We start from the raw sequence: 14,657 nt of genomic DNA, 5'->3' as shown, positions 1-14,657 counted from the left end.
CCCTTCTTCATTGCCGATGATCAGCGCTTGCGACCAAAGCCCGGACGCTGGCCATCGCCACTCGGGGGACGCTTGCTTGGCGCAGCCGGGCGCGGCTTACGGGCCGGACGATCCGCCAGATCCACCGCCGGGCGCGGCGCACGCTTCTTGTTCACCTCGGCCGGGCGCTCGGAGACCGGCGTACCACGCCCACCCTCACGGCGAGCGCCGGACTCCTGACGCGGAGCACGCGGTGGACGCTGCTCGCCGTCCTTACGTGGACCGCGCGGGGCGCGTTCGGCATTGTCGCCGCGCGGAGCACGTGGCGCTCGTTCGGTACCTTCACCACGCGGGGCACGCGCCGGGCGGGCAGCTTCCCCAGCCTCACCAGCAGGACGCAGCACGCGCTTGGGGCGCTCGTTGCGGTTCATCGGGCGCGAGGCTTTGCGCTGCAGGCGGTCGAGCTTGTCGCGCATCTTTTCGTTCATCGCCGGCAGGGCCATGGACTTGAGGCCAACCTCCTCGCTGAGGATGTCCAGCTCGCGCTGGCCCATCTCACGCCAGCGCCCCATCGGCAGATCGGAGGTCATGAATACCGGACCGAAGCGCACACGCTTGAGGCGACTGACCACCACACCTTGGGATTCCCACAGACGGCGCACCTCGCGGTTGCGGCCCTCCATCACCACGCAGTGGTACCAGTGGTTGAAGCCTTCGCCGCCAGGCGCTTCCTTGATGTCGGTGAACTTGGCAGGGCCGTCTTCCAGCATCACGCCGGCCTTCAGCTGCTCAATCATTTCCTCGGTGACCTCACCACGTACACGCACCGCGTACTCGCGGTCCATTTCGTAGGAAGGGTGCATCAGGCGGTTGGCCAGCTCACCGTCGGTGGTGAACAGCAACAAGCCGGTAGTATTGATGTCCAGGCGGCCGATGTTGATCCAGCGACCTTCTTTCGGCCGCGGCAGGCGGTCGAACACGGTTGGGCGGCCTTCCGGGTCGTCGCGGGTGCAGATCTCGCCTTCCGGCTTGTTGTAGATCAGCACGCGGCGTACGGTCTGCTGGATGTCTTCGCGCTTGAGCAACTGGCCGTCGACGCTGATGGCGTCGCGCAGTTCGACGCGAGCGCCGAGGGTGGCGACTGCGCCGTTGACCTTGACGCGGCCGTCGGTAATCCACTGCTCGATGTCACGGCGCGAGCCGAGGCCGGCGCGGGCCAGGACTTTCTGCAGCTTCTCGCCGCTGGGACGGGGTTCTAGTTCGGATTCACTCATCTGGGCACCTCCCGGTGTAACTGAGGATGAAAAAGGTCGCGCATCATACGCGGATCGCCAGCCATGCGCACGGCTGACTGACTATAGCCCGCTCAACGGCTTTTGCGCCGCCCCGTGGCCTGGAAGGCCAGCAGACGCATATCGGCCTCGGCCAACAGGGCAAAGCGCTCGCTCTTGTCGAGTTTCTTCCAAATCTTGATCTCGCGCTTGCTACGGCCGCAGCCGACGCAGACACCGGCGTCGAACTCATAAACCTTGATGCAGGGATTCTTGCTCATGACGACACCTGTCGGGGAAGGCGCCGCCAGCATAGGACGGGAGAGGCTCAGGCCGGGATTGAAAGTCTCAATCCCCTCAATGCAGGGAATCACCGGCGCCCTGGGTTTCGTCCTGCTCCTCGACTTCGAGTTCGCCCTCGGGCTCGTCCTCGGCTCGGGCCAGGTCGCTGAAATCGATCTTCAGGCCCTGTTCCATCTCATCCAGCTCGACCAGCAGGCTGCGGAAGCTGGTTTCTTCGCGCGGCTCGGCAGGCACGTCTTCACCCAGCTCGGCGTCGACCCGCGCCTGCAGGCCGGCCGGTACCGGCATGTCGTCGTCCAGCGCCAGCATCGGCTCGGGCTCCAGCTCGCGCAGGGCGGCCAGCGGAGGCAGCTCTTCCAGGCTCTTCAGGTTGAAGTAGTCGAGGAAGACCTTGGTGGTGGCCAGCATGGCCGGCTTTCCGGGCACATCGCGATAGCCGACCACACGAATCCAGTCACGCTCCTGCAGGGTCTTGACGATCTGGCTGTTGACCGCCACGCCGCGGATGTCTTCGATCTCGCCGCGGGTGATCGGCTGGCGGTAGGCGATCAACGCCAGGGTCTCGAGCATGGCGCGCGAGTAGCGCTGCGGGCGTTCTTCCCATAGGCGGCCGACCCAGGGAGCGAACTTCTCGCGCACCTGCAGGCGGTAGCCGGTGGCCACTTCCTTCAGCTCGAAGGCGCGGCCCTCGCAGGACAGGCGCAGCACTTCCAGGGCCTCGCGAATCTGCGCCGGCTCTGGCCGCTCGCCTTCCTCGAACAGTTCGCCCAGGCGCTCCAGCGACAACGGCCGGCCCAGGGCCAGCAGCCAGGCTTCGAGCAGGGAGGCAAGTTCTTGCGGGTCGGACAGGTTCATCTATTCGGCTCGGGCACGGACGTGGATAGGCGCGAAGGGCTCATTCTGCACCAGTTCCACCAGTTGTTCCTTGATCAGTTCGAGCACCGCCATAAAGGTAACGACCACGCCGAGGCGCCCCTCCTCCGCGGTGAACAGGCTGACGAAGGCCACGAAGCCATTGCCCTTGAGGCGCTCCAGCACTTCGCTCATGCGCTCGCGGGTGGACAGCGCCTCGCGCGTCACCTGGTGGCTCTCGAACATGTCGGCGCGGCGCAGTACCTCGGCCATGGACAGCAGCACTTCCTCCAGGCTGACGTCCGGCAGCAGCTTGCGCGCCCGCGCCTCGGGGGCGTCCAGGCGCGGTACGCTGAGATCGCGGCCGAGCCGGGGGATCTCGTCCAGGCCTTCGGCAGCGGCCTTGTAGCGTTCGTATTCCTGCAGACGGCGGATCAGCTCGGCGCGCGGATCATCTTCCTCTTCCTCCGCCTCGGCCGAGCGCGGCAACAGCATGCGCGACTTGATCTCGGCCAGCATGGCGGCCATCACCAGGTACTCGGCGGCCAGTTCCAGGCGCACCGACTTCATCAGCTCGACGTAGCCCATGTACTGCTTGGTGATCTCGGCCACGGGGATATCGAGGATGTCGATGTTCTGCTTGCGGATCAGGTACAGCAGCAGATCGAGCGGGCCCTCGAAGGCTTCAAGAAAGACTTCTAGGGCGTCCGGCGGGATATACAGGTCCAGCGGCAGCTCGGTGACCGCCTGGCCATAGACCAGGGCGAACGGCAGTTCCTGCTGGGCACCGGCCTGGCTGTCAGTCTGCTCGCTCACGCGGCGGAGTCTTGAAACGGCGTCGGATCGCCACAGCCGACGCGGATGACCTCAGGTTCGCCCTCGGCCAGGTTGATGACGGTGGAGGCCTCCAGGCCGCCGTAACCGCCGTCGATGATCAGGTCAACCTGATGCTCAAGAATCTGGCGCATCTCATAGGGGTCGCTCATCGGCAAGTCATCTCCGGGCATGATCAGGCTCACGCTCATCAGCGGCTCGCCAAGCTGCTCGGCCAGCGCCAGGGCAATAGGGTGGGCCGGCACTCGTAGGCCGATGGTTCGGCGCTTGGGGTGCAGCAACATGCGCGGCACTTCGCGGGTAGCACTGAGAATGAAGGTGTAGGGCCCTGGCGTGTGCGCCTTGAGCAGGCGGAAGGCACCGGTATCGACCTTGGCGAACAGGCCGATCTGCGAGAGGTCGCTGCACACCAGGGTGAAGTTGTGCTTGTCGTCCAGCTGGCGCAGGCGGCGGATACGCTCCACCGCACCCTTGTCGCCGATCAGGCAGCCAATGGCGTAGGAAGAGTCGGTCGGATAGACGATCACCCCGCCGCTGCGCAGGATTTCCACCGCCTGCTTGATCAGGCGCGGCTGCGGGTTTTCCGGGTGGACCTGGAAGAACTGGCTCATGAACTCTCCCTGCTCAGGCGGTAGTAGCACGTGCATGGTCGAAGCGCTCCCATAGAGGAGACAGATCTTCCGGCAATGGACGGTACATGCCCAGCTCCGACCAGTCGCCCGGGGCGTGAAAATCGCTGCCGACACTGGCCAGCATGCCGAATTCGCGAGCCAGGATGGCCAGGCCACCGACCTGCTCGGCTGGCTGCAAGCCGTTCACCACTTCCAGCGCATGCCCGCCAGCGGCAATGAAATCAGCCACCAGCCGGCGTCGTTTACTACGGGTGAAATCATACTGCCAAGGGTGCGCCAGGCTGATCCAGGCGCCAGAGGCCTTGAGCGTGCCGACCGTCTGCTCCAGAGTCGGCCAGTGCTGCTTGACGTCACCCAGCTTTCCCGAACCCAGCCATTTGCGGAACGCCTCGGCATGATCACGCACATGGCCGGCGCGCACCAGAAACTCGGCGAAGTGTGGCCGCGCGGGCGCATTGCCGCTGTCACCCAACCCCTGTTGCACGGCACGCGCGCCGTCCAGGGCGCCAGGCATGCCCTTGGCCGACAGGCGCCGATCAATTTCCTCGGCGCGCAGCCAGCGGCCCTGGTGCAGGTCGGCGATGGCCTGGGCCAAGGCCGGAGCATCGGCGGCGAAGGCATAACCGAGTACATGCACAGTCGCACCGCCCCAGGTACAGGACAACTCGATGCCGTTGACCAGACGCAGACCCAGTTCGTCCGCCTTGCGCCGCGCCTCAGGGAGACCTTCGAGGGTGTCGTGGTCGGTGAGCGCCAGGACTTCCACGCCTCGCGCATGGGCGCGCTCGACTACTACGGCTGGCGCGAGGACGCCGTCCGAAGCGGTGCTATGGCAATGCAGATCGACCTTCATGGCGCGTCTTTCGTTAATGAGGTTGTTTGTTATTATGCCGCCACATCCCGCTTCTGGCTGCCGTTGTGAAACAATTCATCGATTTCATCCCGCTCATCCTGTTCTTCATCGTCTACAAACTCGATCCCCGCGCCGTCGAACTGGCTGGCCAGGCTTTCGAGCTGGGCGGCATCTTCAGCGCCACCGCAGTACTGATCATCAGTTCGATCGTGGTTTATGGCGTCCTGTTCCTCCTGCAGCGCAAGCTGGAGAAGAGCCAGTGGCTGACCCTGCTGGCCTGCCTGATCTTCGGCAGCCTGACCCTGGCCTTCCATAGCGAAACCTTCCTCAAATGGAAGGCGCCGGTGGTCAACTGGCTGTTCGCCCTGGGTTTCGCCGGTAGCCACTTCATCGGTGACAAGGTGCTGATCCAGCGCGTTATGGGCCACGCCATCCAGCTGCCGCAGCAAATCTGGACCCGTCTGAACCTGGCCTGGGTGGCCTTCTTCATCTTCAGCGGTTGCGCCAACCTGTTCGTCGCCTTCACGTTCCATGACATCTGGGTCGACTTCAAAGTCTTCGGCAGCCTCGGCATGACCGTGCTGTTCCTGATCGCCCAGGGTGTCTACCTGTCGCGCCACATCCATGACGAAACCCCGCAGCAAAGCAAGGACTGACATGCTCTACGCCATCATTGCCAGCGACGCTCCCGAATCCCTGGAAAAACGCCTGGCGACTCGCCCGGCGCACCTCGCTCGAATCGAGCAGTTGAAGAATGAAGGCCGCCTGGTGCTGGCCGGCCCTCATCCGGCCATCGACAGCAACGATCCGGGCCCAGCCGGCTTCTCCGGCAGCCTGATCGTTGCCGAATTCGAGTCCCTGAGTGCCGCCCAGAGCTGGGCCGATGCAGACCCCTATCGCGCCGCTGGCGTCTACGCCAGCGTGCTGGTAAAGCCCTTCAAGCAGGTGTTGCCCTGATCTGACGACCCACGCAGGCCATAAGAATAATTCGGAAACCGGAGAGTTCCCCATGCATCGAGGCCCGCTCTACCTGCTGCTCACCGCGCTCTGCGTTTCCCCCGTTCTGCACGCCGAGGAGGCCCAGCCCCTGGCGCTCAATCCGGTGTCTTCCACCCCTAGCGCCACGTCTTCTACGCCAAGCAACGACAGTGCGGTCCAGATCAACGCTCTGCAGCAGCAACTGGCGGAAAGCCAGCGCCAACTCAGCGAGCAGCAGTCCGCCTCTGGCGAGCGCGAAACGGCGCAGATCGCTCGTCTACGCCAGGAGAATCAACGTCTCAAACTGCAGCTCAAACAGGCCCAGGCGGGCCAACCGCCACGCCTGCTCACCGATCAGCAATTGTGGTTCGCCATCGGTGCCGGCACTGCGCTGGCCGCTTTCGTCATCGGTCGCCTCAGCGCCGGCGGGCGGAGCAGGCGTCGCAGCGAGTGGGCCTGACCGCCAATACCATGAACCGATACTGCCATGGCTGATCTCCTGTTGATCGACGATGATCGTGAGCTCTGCGAATTGCTGGCCAGTTGGCTGCAACAGGAAGGCTTCAACGTGCGTGCCGCTCATGACGGGGTCAGCGCTCGCGCAGCACTGGCGGAGCAGGCGCCAGCCGCGATCATCCTCGATGTGATGCTTCCCGATGGCAGCGGCTTGGAACTGCTCAAGCAACTGCGCAGCGAGCATGCCGATCTGCCGGTGCTGATGCTCTCGGCCCGCGGCGAGCCGCTGGATCGCATCCTCGGCCTGGAACTGGGTGCCGACGACTACCTGTCCAAACCCTGCGACCCACGCGAGCTAACGGCCCGTCTGCGCGCCGTGCTGCGCCGCAGCCTGCCGGTCGCGACCCCATCGCGCCTGGAGCTGGGCGATGTCAGCTACAGCCCGCAGCGCGGAGTGGCCAGCCTCGGCGAACACGAGATCACACTGACACTGTCCGAGGGGCGCATTCTCGAAGCGCTGCTACAACAACCCGGCGAACCGCTGGACAAGCAGGCGCTGGCGCAGCTGGCACTGGGACGCAAACTAACCCTCTACGACCGCAGTCTGGACATGCACGTCAGCAATCTGCGCAAGAAGCTCGGCCCACACCCTGATGGTCGCCCGCGCATCGTTGCCCTGCGCAGCCGTGGCTATTATTACGCCCCTTGAGCGGTTCCGGCCTTTACCCAGCCTTTACCGTCCCCTGACCGCGCTTGACCTTGCCCTCCCTAGACTGAGCTCATCCGGTAACCCACCGGCCTCGAGACAAGGAGACACATCATGCGCAAGACCCTCACCGCCCTTACCCTGGCCGCCTGCCTGCCCGCCATCGCGATGGCCATGCCAAACGGCACTTCGGGCAAACATGGTGACTGCGGACACGGCATGCGTTCCGAGCACCGCGAGCACGGTAGTCGACTGTTCAAGGAGCTGGACCTCACTCCGGAGCAACGCCAGCAGCTCGGCAAGCTGATGAAAGAACACCGCGATAATCCGCGTGAGATCACCAAAAAATACCTGGAAAAGCTGCCCAAGGCCGATCAGGAGGCGCTCAAGAAAGAGCTGGAGAACAGCCGTCTAGAGCACGAAAAAGCCCTCCGCGCCGTTCTCACTCCTGAACAGCAGAAGACTTACGATGCCCAGAAGGCCGAGATGGCGAAGCATCGCGCAGAGCGCGAAGAATTCGAAGCCTGGAAGGCCGAAAAGGCCAAGCGGACCGAATAACACAAACCCCATCCACAGACCCGACCTAGCGTCGGGTCTTGCACGTTGAGGATTTACCATGCGTTCGATGTTCTGGCGCATCTTTGCCAGTTTCTGGCTCGCGGTCGCACTGGTATCGGGACTGTCGCTGCTGCTGAGCAGGGCCCTGAATCAGGACGCATGGGTACTGAGCCATCATCCAGCGCTGGCCAATCTGGCCGAGCGCTGGTCACAGACATTCGAAGAGCAAGGCACCGATGCCGCACAACGCCTGCTCGAAAAGCGCAAGAAGCGTTTCCGTGTCGACACGCAAGTGCTGGATGACAACGGGCAAAACCTCGTCAGCGGCACCTTCCCGGCACGCGCAGCGGCCTATGAGGCACGACAAAGCAACGACAAGCGCCTTCCCTGGCGCCGACTGACGGAGGAGTACACCAGCCCGAGCGGGGAAACGTACCTCTTCATCTACCGTATTCCCCACCCGGAGCTGATGGAGTGGCACCGCGGTAGCCTGTTCTGGCCGATCAGCGCATTGGGTATTGCCCTGATTGTCCTGACCGCGATCAGCATACTGCTGACCTTGTCCATCACTCGGCCGCTCGGGCGGCTGCGCAGTGCCGTCCACGACCTCGGACAGACCGCATACCAGCAGCACAGTCTGGAACGTCTTTCCAACCGGAGCGACGAATTCGGCGTGCTCGCCCAGGATTTCAATCGTATGGGCTCGCGATTGCAGGATCTGATCGGCAGCCAACGCCAACTGCTGCGCGACGTTTCCCACGAGCTGCGCTCGCCGCTAGCACGGCTGCGCGTCGCGCTGGCCCTGGCGGAGCGTGCCGAGCCGGCCCAGCGCGAACAGCTGTGGGGACGTCTCACCCAGGAATGCGATCGGTTGGAGGCATTGATCGGAGAGATTCTTGCCCTCGCTCGACTGGATGCAGACCCAGGTGCCCCGCAGCCCGTGGACCTGCACCGCCTGATCGACCAGTTGCGGGCGGATGCTGCCCTAGGCGCCCCCGACCACGAACTGGTCATCCGCATGCACGATCACCCATCAGAGTTTTCGGGCTGGCCCGATATGCTGGCCCGAGCGCTGGACAATCTGATACGCAATGCCCTGCGCTTCTCACCGGCAGGTAGCCCGGTAGAGGTCGACATAAAGCAGGATAGCGGGCAACTGCTGATCGCCATTCGTGACCATGGGCCTGGCGCCCCCCCCGAGCTGCTGGAGCATCTGGGGGAACCCTTCTTCCGGGCGCCCAACCAGGCGGCACCCGGGCATGGCCTGGGGCTGGCCATCACCCGTCGTGCGGCGGAACGCCATGGAGGGCGGCTGCTACTGACCAATCATCCTGAGGGCGGTTTCATCGCCACTCTGGAGCTGCCCCTGGCCGGCTGAGATGGACCTCAGCCCTGCCAGGCACTGACGAAATCCGCGGGTTGCAGAGCCGGCGGAACACGCCTCTCCCCCTCGAAACTACCGAGGTAGAGAAAGCCGACTATCTTCTCGTTGGCCTGCAGCCCCAGCCCCGTCAGCACATGGGCATGGTGAGCCAGGTCGCCGGTGCGCCAGATGCCGCCGAAGCCCAACGCCTGAGCCGCCAGCAGCAAACCATGTACAGCGCAGCCTGCGGACAGTATCTGCTCTTCCTGAGGCACTTTGGGATGCTCGCTGAGGCGAGCGATCACCACCATCAGCAGCGGGGCACGCAGTGGCATGGCCCGAGCCTTGTCCAGCGCCTCCGGCTTGGTCTCCGGATCGGCCGCCAAGGCCGCCGCGAACAGCTCGCCTAGCTTCGCCCGCGCCGCTCCCTCCACGGTAAGGAAGCGCCATGGCCGCAGCTGGCCATGATCGGGCGCACGCAGGGCGGCCCTGAACATCAATTCGCGCTGAGCCGCATCGGGCGCCGGCTCCAGTAGGCGACCAACGGACACGCGGTTGAGCAACAGATCGAGGGCTTGCATCGGCCTACTCCAGAAAAGTCGGACCGGCATTCTAGCGGATTATGCGACGCGATCAGGCTCCCACCCGACAGCACTCAGCGGTGGCAGACCATAGGCAGCACGCGCTGCATCACAGTTCGGGTTCGGCTGGCCATCCTCCCAACTGGCGGAAAACTCGCGGCAGGTGCTGGAGCGCTGCTCGTACAGGGTGCAACAGGTGGAACCACCCACCTCACCCTGCAGACCGATACATCGAACCGGCTTGCCAGAGGTGCCCCGCATGGCCACGTGATAGGGGCTGATCTGTTCGACCAGCTCATCCGGCACGGTGCCGCCGGATGACCGGCACTCGCCCCAGAAAAAAGACACACGAAAATTCGCGCAGCAGGCGCCGCAGCTCAAACAGGGACTGGTTTCGGACATGATGGAAGGCACGACGGTACCGGGCGCAGCCGGCGATCAAGGGCATATTCTATGAATCGGCAGCACGCTGTGAAGCCCCCACAGGGTGGATTTACAGGGCATGGCGCCAAGGTAGAATGGCGCCCCATTCGCGGCCAGCCCCTGCCTGGCCCCGCGCAACTTGCCAGTTGCACCGCCCCGAGCGGCGCAGCCACCACCGGCACCTTCTAGAATCGGCAGTACCGCAGCGCGGAAAGGAACTCGATGTCTCTGCCCACCCTACGCATTCTCGCCTTCATCAACGGCATCTTCCTGGTCACCCTGGCGGTGAGCATGCTGGTACCGGTCGGCACTCTGATGGTGTTCAAGCAGCCTCAGGGCATCAATGCCTTCCTCTGGTCGAGCCTGATCACCTTCGTCGCTGGCATCGCCATGATCGCCCAGGGCCGCCCGCAGCACGGTCAGCTGCGCCCGCGCGACATGTACATGTTGACCGTCTCCAGCTGGGTGCTGGTATCGATCTTCGCTACCCTGCCGTTCATCTTCACCCAGCACGCCAGCTTCACCGATGCCTACTTCGAGAGCATGTCAGGCATCACCGCCACTGGTGCGACCATATTCATCGGCCTCGACAGCATGTCGCCGGGCATCCTTATCTGGCGTTCGCTGCTGCACTGGCTCGGCGGTATCGGCTTCATCGCAATGGCCGTGGCGATCCTGCCGATGCTACGGATCGGTGGCATGCGCCTGTTCCAGACCGAGTCCTCTGATCGCTCCGACAAGGTCATGCCGCGCTCGCACATGGTGGCCAAGTACATGGTAGTGGCCTACGTCGGCCTCAGCGCGTTGGGTGTGCTGGGATTCTGGCTGGCCGGCATGAGTCTGTTCGATGCCGTCAATCACGCTATGTCGGCCATCTCCACCGGCGGTTTCTCCACCTCGGACGCCTCCCTGGCAAAATGGCAGCAGCCGGCCGTGCACTGGGTGGCGGTAGTCGTGATGATCTTTGGCAGCCTGCCGTTCGTGCTCTACGTATCGGCGCTGCGCGGTAACTTCCGCGCCCTGGCCCGTGACGAGCAGGTACGCGGATTCATGTTCGTGCTGGTCGGTAGCTGGCTGGTACTGGCCACCTGGTACGCCCTGACCACCCAGCTGCACTGGCTGGAAGCCCTGCGCCACGTAGCAGTGAACACCACCTCTATCATGACCACCACCGGCTTCGCCCTGGGCGACTACAGCCTGTGGGGTGGATTCTCGACCATGCTGTTCTTCTATCTGGGCTTCGTCGGCGGATGCTCAGGCTCCACCGCCGGTGGATTGAAGGTATTCCGCTTCCAGGTTGCCTTCATCCTGCTCAAGGCCAACCTGATGCAGCTCATCCACCCACGGGCAGTGATCAAGCAACAGTACAATCGTCACCGCCTGGACGAGGACATCGTCCGCTCGATTCTGGCATTCTCGTTCTTCTTCACCATCACCATCGCCGCCCTGGCACTAGCCCTGAGCCTATGCGGACTGGACTGGATCACCGCGCTATCCGGTGCTGCCAGCACGGTATCCGGCGTGGGCCCAGGCATGGGCCCGATCATAGGGCCGGCCGGGACCTATGCCAGCCTGCCGGACTCGGCCAAATGGCTACTGAGTGCCGGCATGCTGCTGGGCAGGCTGGAAATCCTCACCGTGCTGGTGCTGCTGCTCCCCGCCTTCTGGCGCCACTGAAAAACTCGCCCTGAGCCGCTACGCACGTCTGATCCGCGTGCGGGCAGAGCTCGCAATGCTCAGGGACCTCAAGTCCACCGCGCTCTGGCCGCCCAAGACTGAGGCCGCTCGCGACGCTCAGGGTGAGTTTTTCACCGAGCGAAGCACCCCTGCGCCGTCACAGCCGCGCACGGTACTCGCCCGGCGTGGCATCGAACCAGCGGCGGAAGGCGCGGAAGAAGTTGCTGGGGTCGGCAAAGCCAAGCAGGTAAGCGATTTCCAGCAAGGTCAGGTTGGGCTGTGCCAGGTACTGCTCTGCCAGTTCGCGGCGGGTATCGTCCAGCAGTTGCTGGTAGCTGGTGCCCTCCTCCTGCAGGCGCCGCTGCAACGTGCGTTCGGAGAGCAGCAACGCCTGGGCCACCGCCTCGCGCTTGGGCTCGCCCTGAGGCAGTAATCGGCAGAGCACCTGGCGCACCTGATGGGTCACTCGACTGTCGGAGAAGCGCGCCAGGTATTCCCCGGCAAAGCGGTCGTGCAGCTGCGCCAGCGCCTCGTTGGCAGAAGGCAGCGGCGCCTCCAGATCGGCTCGGGAATAGAGCAGCGAGTAGTGCTCGGCGTTGAACCTCAGCGGCGCTTGGAATGCCTGCTGGTACAGCTCGAGATTGGCCGGTGGCGGCCCTTGGAAGTTGACCTGCAGGGGTGTAACAGGCTTGCCGGTCAGCCAGCGGCAGAAGGCCAGTGAATACGCCAACGACGCCTCGGCGCTCTGCCGGGCCGGCGGAAGCCGGTCGCCGTGGATCGCCAGGACCAGCTCGTAGCCTTCCGGCAGGGGACGAAGGCTCAGGTCCGAGCCTTCGGCGATGATGCGCTGGTATCGCACCAGGCGGTTGAAGCCCTCCAGCAGGTTGCGGCTGGACATCAGCGCATAGCCCACCACATGGAACGACGCCGGCCGCACCACGCGGGCCATGTTGAGGCCGATGGCAGAGTTCCCAGAAGCCTCCACCGCCAGGTGCCACAACCGGGTCATGGCATCCTGGGGAAAGCGGGCATCCGGGTCGCTCAGCGACCGATAGTCGAGCCCGAGGCGTTCGAACAGCGCCTGGCAATCGACCCCGCCCAGCTCCAATGCCTGGACGATGCCGGATGCCCAGCTTGAAGAGGTAGTGCGTTCACTCATCGTTTTTTCTTATGGTTGGTCAGCACGGTCTGGCGCCATGAGGATACTAAACTGGCCCTGTATGTCACTGGCCGTCGAAGACAGTCCACATAGACTGGCGTCGACAATGACAGGAGGTACGCCATGAGCGCCGAAACCACCGACCGCTTCACCAGCTTTGCCGAGTTCTACCCCTATTACCTGCAGGAGCACAGCAACGACGTATGCCGCCGCCTGCACTACGTCGGCAGCCTGCTGGTGCTGAGCATCCTCGGCTATGCCCTGGTCACCCAGCAATGGCTATGGCTGCTGGCCCTGCCGCTGGCCGGCTATGGCTGTGCCTGGGTTGGCCACTTCGTTTTCGAGAAGAACAAACCCGCTACCTTCAAGTATCCGCTCTACAGCTTCATGGGTGACTGGGTAATGCTCAAGGACGCCTTCACCGGCCGAATCCGCTTCTAAGCCTCGCCAGCAAAGCACAGTACGCCAAGAAGCCTGGCGAGAGGTCCGCCTTACGGACCTCTCGCCCTCCTTACCAGCCCACTCGGCATACCGCACTGGTCGCCCGAGGCCGTCCTCGCTATGATCGACTGGCTCAGCTCTTGCAGAGCCGTAGATGCCCATCAGAGGCGTCAGAAATCCAGCAGGGATAGTCCACACCTCATGAAATCCGCCGTCCAGGAAACACCCAGGGCGCAACCTGCCCCGTTGCTCCGCGAGTATTATTCCCGAGTGCTGGCATACATAGCGCCAGCCGCCGCCGTTGCCGCAGGCACCTACAGCAACTACTTCGGCTACAACATCCTCTGGCTGGTCCCTTACGCCCTGCTCTACCCGCATCTCGCGTACCACCTGAGCAACCGCTTCAAGCGCGACTACCGGCGTCAGACCAATCTGGTGCTGCTTTTCATCGACGCCCTGCATGCCGGAGCGGCGGCAGTTCTGATGGGGTTCTCTCTCGTTCCCACACTGATGTTCCTGCTGACGCTGAGCTTCAGCTCACTGATCGCCGGCGGCCTGCGCAACATGGGCCTGGCACTGCTGGTAGCTTCGGGCAGCATGGCGCTCAACTTCGCACTCATGCGACCGGAAGTGAACATCGCCACTCCCAGTGTGGTGGCGCTGGTCAGCATCCTGCTTACCATCTTGTATATCTGCATCACCGCCTTCTTCGTCCACGAACAGGGCATGCGCCTGAGCCAGGCGCGCAGCGAGATCAAACGCGAACAGGAAAAGGCCGCCAGGCTGGCGCGCAACCTGGCCAAGTACCTGTCGCCGCAGGTCTGGGAAATGATCTTCAGCGGCAAGAAGCACGTTCGCCTGGAGACCCAGCGCAAGAAGCTCACCGTGTTCTTCTCCGACATCAAGGGCTTCAGCGAACTGGCCGAAGAGCTGGAGGCAGAACAGCTGACCGACCTACTCAACACCTATCTCAACGAGATGTCGAAGATTGCGCTGAAGCATGGCGGCACCATCGACAAATTCGTAGGCGACAGCGTGATGGTGTTCTTCGGTGACCCCTCCAGCCAGGGCGCCAAGAAGGATGCGGTCAATGCCGTATCCATGGCGATCGCCATGCGCAAGCACATGAAAGTGCTCCGCCAGCAGTGGCGCGCCCAAGGCATCACCAAGCCACTGGAGATCCGTATGGGCCTCAACACCGGCTACTGCACCGTGGGCAATTTCGGCGCCGACACGCGCATGGACTACACCATCATCGGCCGCGAGGTGAATCTCGCCAGCCGCCTGGAAAGCTCCTCGGAAGCCGGCGAGATTCTCATCTCCCACGAAACCTACTCGCTGGTGAAAGACGTGATCATGTGTCGCGACAAGGGCCAGATCGCGGTCAAGGGCTTCAGCCGCCCAGTGCAGATCTACCAGGTGGTGGACCATCGTCGCGATCTCGGTGCCCGCTCCAGCTATGTCGAGCATGAGTTGCCTGGCTTCTCCATGTACCTGGATACCAACGGCATCCAGAACTACGACAAGGAGAAGGTCATCCAGGCACTCAACCAGGCGGCAGAGAAGCTCCGCGACAAGATCATCATGTAGC

The 14,657-nt window shown here is 63.6% G+C and carries 18 protein-coding genes; 9 read left to right on the top strand and 9 right to left on the bottom strand.

From position 1 onward, the window contains the following. Positions 1–20: 20 nt before the first annotated feature. The 6 genes from rluB to IB234_RS09225 form a co-directional block, all read right to left on the bottom strand. Entirely contained in the window at positions 21–1,253 is a 1,233-nt protein-coding gene (gene rluB / locus IB234_RS09250; protein WP_192316752.1) for a 23S rRNA pseudouridine(2605) synthase RluB, read from the bottom strand. Between the two features lie 92 nt (positions 1,254–1,345). After that, positions 1,346–1,531, bottom strand: coding sequence for a DUF1289 domain-containing protein (locus tag IB234_RS09245; RefSeq protein WP_192316750.1), 186 nt, complete (start codon positions 1,529–1,531; stop codon positions 1,346–1,348). A gap of 76 nt (positions 1,532–1,607) precedes the next feature. Beyond that, positions 1,608–2,408 carry an SMC-Scp complex subunit ScpB gene (gene scpB / locus IB234_RS09240; RefSeq protein WP_192316747.1) on the bottom strand — a complete coding sequence of 267 codons (801 nt, stop codon included), beginning with the start codon at positions 2,406–2,408 and terminating at the stop codon, positions 1,608–1,610. Then, complete coding sequence (locus tag IB234_RS09235) at positions 2,409–3,167, bottom strand: segregation and condensation protein A (RefSeq protein ID WP_192317781.1); 759 nt, start codon at positions 3,165–3,167, stop codon at positions 2,409–2,411. 50 nt (positions 3,168–3,217) lie between these two features. After that, entirely contained in the window at positions 3,218–3,850 is a 633-nt protein-coding gene (locus tag IB234_RS09230; protein WP_192316745.1) for an L-threonylcarbamoyladenylate synthase, read from the bottom strand. 13 nt (positions 3,851–3,863) lie between these two features. Next, a complete protein-coding gene (locus IB234_RS09225) occupies positions 3,864–4,724 on the bottom strand; it encodes a PHP domain-containing protein (RefSeq protein WP_192316743.1) in 861 nt (286 codons plus the stop codon). 65 nt (positions 4,725–4,789) lie between these two features. On the opposite strand from IB234_RS09225, the gene IB234_RS09220 reads away from it, so the two are divergent. The 6 genes from IB234_RS09220 (at position 4,790) to IB234_RS09195 (ending at position 8,800) form a co-directional block, all read left to right on the top strand. Further along, on the top strand, positions 4,790–5,380 hold the full coding sequence (locus IB234_RS09220; RefSeq protein WP_192316741.1) for a septation protein A: 591 nt from the start codon (positions 4,790–4,792) through the stop codon (positions 5,378–5,380). Between the two features lies 1 nt (position 5,381). Continuing rightward, positions 5,382–5,681 carry a YciI family protein gene (locus tag IB234_RS09215; RefSeq protein ID WP_192316739.1) on the top strand — a complete coding sequence of 100 codons (300 nt, stop codon included), beginning with the start codon at positions 5,382–5,384 and terminating at the stop codon, positions 5,679–5,681. A 52-nt stretch (positions 5,682–5,733) separates the two neighbouring features. Further along, positions 5,734–6,162, top strand: a complete 429-nt coding sequence (locus IB234_RS09210; protein ID WP_192316737.1) for a translation initiation factor 2 — start codon at positions 5,734–5,736, stop codon at positions 6,160–6,162. Positions 6,163–6,189: 27 nt separating this feature from the next. After that, on the top strand, positions 6,190–6,867 hold the full coding sequence (locus IB234_RS09205; RefSeq protein WP_192316735.1) for a response regulator transcription factor: 678 nt from the start codon (positions 6,190–6,192) through the stop codon (positions 6,865–6,867). 111 nt (positions 6,868–6,978) lie between these two features. Beyond that, on the top strand, positions 6,979–7,422 hold the full coding sequence (locus tag IB234_RS09200) for a Spy/CpxP family protein refolding chaperone (RefSeq protein WP_192316733.1): 444 nt from the start codon (positions 6,979–6,981) through the stop codon (positions 7,420–7,422). Between the two features lie 58 nt (positions 7,423–7,480). Beyond that, a complete protein-coding gene (locus tag IB234_RS09195; protein ID WP_192316731.1) occupies positions 7,481–8,800 on the top strand; it encodes a sensor histidine kinase in 1,320 nt (439 codons plus the stop codon). 8 nt (positions 8,801–8,808) lie between these two features. Here the strand turns inward: IB234_RS09195 and IB234_RS09190 are convergent, their stop codons facing one another. Beyond that, positions 8,809–9,366: an NAD(P)H nitroreductase gene (locus tag IB234_RS09190; RefSeq protein WP_192316729.1), complete on the bottom strand. Its 558-nt coding sequence runs from the start codon at positions 9,364–9,366 to the stop codon at positions 8,809–8,811. Between the two features lie 39 nt (positions 9,367–9,405). Next, a complete protein-coding gene (locus IB234_RS09185; protein WP_192316727.1) occupies positions 9,406–9,768 on the bottom strand; it encodes a YkgJ family cysteine cluster protein in 363 nt (120 codons plus the stop codon). 243 nt (positions 9,769–10,011) lie between these two features. Here IB234_RS09185 and IB234_RS09180 point away from each other — a divergent pair, with 243 nt between their 5' ends. Next, positions 10,012–11,466: a TrkH family potassium uptake protein gene (locus IB234_RS09180; RefSeq protein WP_192316725.1), complete on the top strand. Its 1,455-nt coding sequence runs from the start codon at positions 10,012–10,014 to the stop codon at positions 11,464–11,466. 157 nt (positions 11,467–11,623) lie between these two features. Here IB234_RS09180 and IB234_RS09175 read toward each other — a convergent pair whose 3' ends face one another. Continuing rightward, positions 11,624–12,625 (bottom strand): AraC family transcriptional regulator, encoded by a 1,002-nt coding sequence (locus tag IB234_RS09175; protein ID WP_192316723.1) that lies wholly within the window; start codon positions 12,623–12,625, stop codon positions 11,624–11,626. 123 nt (positions 12,626–12,748) lie between these two features. Between IB234_RS09175 and IB234_RS09170 the strand changes: the two genes are divergently transcribed. Then, positions 12,749–13,066 (top strand): Mpo1-like protein, encoded by a 318-nt coding sequence (locus IB234_RS09170; protein ID WP_192316721.1) that lies wholly within the window; start codon positions 12,749–12,751, stop codon positions 13,064–13,066. Between the two features lie 201 nt (positions 13,067–13,267). After that, the gene (locus tag IB234_RS09165) at positions 13,268–14,656 is read left to right on the top strand and encodes an adenylate/guanylate cyclase domain-containing protein (RefSeq protein WP_192316719.1); all 1,389 of its coding nucleotides are present in this window, start codon (positions 13,268–13,270) and stop codon (positions 14,654–14,656) included. Position 14,657 lies beyond the last annotated feature (1 nt).

It is taken from the genome of Pseudomonas sp. PDM16, assembly GCF_014851865.1.
Classification (GTDB): Bacteria; Pseudomonadota; Gammaproteobacteria; order Pseudomonadales; family Pseudomonadaceae; genus Aquipseudomonas.
The sequence above is the reverse complement of the archived record's forward strand: the minus strand, read 5'-3'. Positions and strand labels throughout refer to the sequence as shown.

What these genes read in the sequence shown, in the direction of transcription:
- scpB (WP_192316747.1), bottom strand. Translation starts at nt 2,408, where the DNA reads ATGAACCTGTCCGACCCGCAAGAACTTGCCTCCCTGCTCGAAGCCTGG.
- IB234_RS09170 (WP_192316721.1), top strand. Translation starts at nt 12,749, where the DNA reads ATGAGCGCCGAAACCACCGACCGCTTCACCAGCTTTGCCGAGTTCTAC.
- IB234_RS09230 (WP_192316745.1), bottom strand. Translation starts at nt 3,850, where the DNA reads ATGAGCCAGTTCTTCCAGGTCCACCCGGAAAACCCGCAGCCGCGCCTG.
- IB234_RS09205 (WP_192316735.1), top strand. Translation starts at nt 6,190, where the DNA reads ATGGCTGATCTCCTGTTGATCGACGATGATCGTGAGCTCTGCGAATTG.
- IB234_RS09200 (WP_192316733.1), top strand. Translation starts at nt 6,979, where the DNA reads ATGCGCAAGACCCTCACCGCCCTTACCCTGGCCGCCTGCCTGCCCGCC.
- IB234_RS09210 (WP_192316737.1), top strand. Translation starts at nt 5,734, where the DNA reads ATGCATCGAGGCCCGCTCTACCTGCTGCTCACCGCGCTCTGCGTTTCC.
- IB234_RS09215 (WP_192316739.1), top strand. Translation starts at nt 5,382, where the DNA reads ATGCTCTACGCCATCATTGCCAGCGACGCTCCCGAATCCCTGGAAAAA.
- IB234_RS09185 (WP_192316727.1), bottom strand. Translation starts at nt 9,768, where the DNA reads ATGTCCGAAACCAGTCCCTGTTTGAGCTGCGGCGCCTGCTGCGCGAAT.
- IB234_RS09195 (WP_192316731.1), top strand. Translation starts at nt 7,481, where the DNA reads ATGCGTTCGATGTTCTGGCGCATCTTTGCCAGTTTCTGGCTCGCGGTC.
- IB234_RS09245 (WP_192316750.1), bottom strand. Translation starts at nt 1,531, where the DNA reads ATGAGCAAGAATCCCTGCATCAAGGTTTATGAGTTCGACGCCGGTGTC.
- IB234_RS09190 (WP_192316729.1), bottom strand. Translation starts at nt 9,366, where the DNA reads ATGCAAGCCCTCGATCTGTTGCTCAACCGCGTGTCCGTTGGTCGCCTA.
- IB234_RS09225 (WP_192316743.1), bottom strand. Translation starts at nt 4,724, where the DNA reads ATGAAGGTCGATCTGCATTGCCATAGCACCGCTTCGGACGGCGTCCTC.
- IB234_RS09175 (WP_192316723.1), bottom strand. Translation starts at nt 12,625, where the DNA reads ATGAGTGAACGCACTACCTCTTCAAGCTGGGCATCCGGCATCGTCCAG.
- rluB (WP_192316752.1), bottom strand. Translation starts at nt 1,253, where the DNA reads ATGAGTGAATCCGAACTAGAACCCCGTCCCAGCGGCGAGAAGCTGCAG.
- IB234_RS09180 (WP_192316725.1), top strand. Translation starts at nt 10,012, where the DNA reads ATGTCTCTGCCCACCCTACGCATTCTCGCCTTCATCAACGGCATCTTC.
- IB234_RS09165 (WP_192316719.1), top strand. Translation starts at nt 13,268, where the DNA reads ATGAAATCCGCCGTCCAGGAAACACCCAGGGCGCAACCTGCCCCGTTG.